Raw genomic sequence first — 239 nt, 5'->3', positions numbered from 1 at the left:
ATGCGATGAAGGCGGCATCTCAGGTCAGAAAGTACCGCGCTGCATAAAGGGCACGCGCGCGTACAGCTGGCGCTCGCCGCCGCGTGGATCATCTTCCTGCCGCGTCGAGGCATCGAAGCGCAGGGTCTGCCGGCGTGGCAGTCCGTATTGCTCCCACGTCGCCAGGCCGGCATGGTTCGGGTCGCCATGGCGGGCGAAGGCGAGCAGGCTGTCGCTCATCAGCGCGGCCATGCGGCGGG

At 68.2% G+C, this 239-nt stretch carries 1 pseudogene; it reads right to left on the bottom strand.

The window, feature by feature from the left end:
- Positions 1-24: 24 nt before the first annotated feature.
- Positions 25-239: pseudogene (locus tag SB773_RS34370) on the bottom strand (hypothetical protein); the annotation flags it as partial.

This window comes from Bacillus sp. SIMBA_074 (assembly GCF_046534555.1).
GTDB classification, from domain to species: domain Bacteria; phylum Bacillota; class Bacilli; order Bacillales; family Bacillaceae_G; genus Bacillus_A; species Bacillus_A mycoides.
The sequence above is the reverse complement of the archived record's forward strand: the minus strand, read 5'-3'. Positions and strand labels throughout refer to the sequence as shown.